2 protein-coding genes are annotated in these 1191 nt (G+C 40.5%); one reads left to right on the top strand and one right to left on the bottom strand.

From position 1 onward, the window contains the following. Positions 1 to 174: 174 nt before the first annotated feature. A complete protein-coding gene (locus tag B7994_RS13830; RefSeq protein ID WP_233143232.1) occupies positions 175 to 1026 on the bottom strand; it encodes an FISUMP domain-containing protein in 852 nt (283 codons plus the stop codon). Between B7994_RS13830 and B7994_RS14320 the strand changes: the two genes are divergently transcribed. Beyond that, positions 932 to 1191, top strand: a 260-nt coding sequence (locus tag B7994_RS14320; protein ID WP_233143233.1) for a hypothetical protein, incomplete at its 3' end; no start/stop codon positions are given. The two genes, B7994_RS13830 and B7994_RS14320, sit on opposite strands and share 95 nt — an antisense overlap.

Consider the following 1191-nt stretch of genomic DNA (forward strand, 5'->3'; position numbering starts at 1 on the left):
CAAACCAAGCAATGTGAAATATGGAATGTGGAATTTATACCGCAAAATCCATCATGAAGCGAGGTTCAAGCGATTCTATTTTATAATTATTAGATGCAATTTTTTTCTCTTTGATTTTTTTAGACATGTCGGCTCCAATAGGCTTATAGCTCAATTTTTCTTTATTACTTTTTTTTAATTAGTCTTTTTCACACAACGGACAGAAAAACCTGTCACTTTATCACCATATCCCGAGGAAAAATCAGTAGTCTTTTTACTATTATAGCCGCTACCACCTCTTGTAAAACGAGTTGCATGCTCTGAAGGGTAAAACCAATAAGCAGTTTCATTCAATTCTTCAAATTTTCCCTCATTTGTTCTATATCCCGAGCCAATCAAGCTATACCCGCTGTAGTTATGACCGCCGAAACCCATCGCACGAACATCTGCTACGCCATTTTTATTACCATCTGCATGAACAACGATGTAGAAATCATCGTATGTCAACAGTCGCCAGCCGTCTGGGCAGATTCCCTGATGATTCTCTTGAATCTCACAACTCTTAGCATTGCATTCACTCGGTAACTGCATCATCTCGGCCCATTGGTAAAGACCACCATATTCTTCACAATTTGCGGAGTCATTGTCATAGCAATAACGTTCTATTTTCAAATCACTAGATTGATCCATTGCACCGTCAATCATTTCTCCGACATTCAGATTTTCTGCCATAACTGTCACTGACGCAGGCTGATTATCCTTATTTTTTCCATTAATAGTCAAATAGAAATAAGTACGGCCGTTTCGTTTATCCGTGAATTTCTTATAGGCTCCAGAACGAATACTATCCCCAAACAAGGGACGATTACAAAGATTGTAGTCAGGTGTACAAAGTCTTGCAGTATCAACTTCAAAAGATGAACTGGACTTTGCGCTGCTGCTGGAGTCTTTGTTGCTCGAAGAAGACTGGAGATTCCCGCTTGAAGACGAACGAACAGATGAACTTGACACATCCTTGTTACTACTAGAAGAATTTCCAGACTTCACAGAACTTGAACTCTTGGAGTCGGAAGAGTTCTTCGTTTCTTTCGCTGAGCTACTCGACACTTCGACAGGCTCAGATCCCTTGACACTACTGGAAGACTTGTCTTTTTCCATATTTTCGTTACTAGACCCATTCGACTCCGCTGACGCTCCGCTCAGGGTGACACT

This window comes from Fibrobacter sp. UWR2 (assembly GCF_002210285.1).
GTDB lineage: Bacteria > Fibrobacterota > Fibrobacteria > Fibrobacterales > Fibrobacteraceae > Fibrobacter.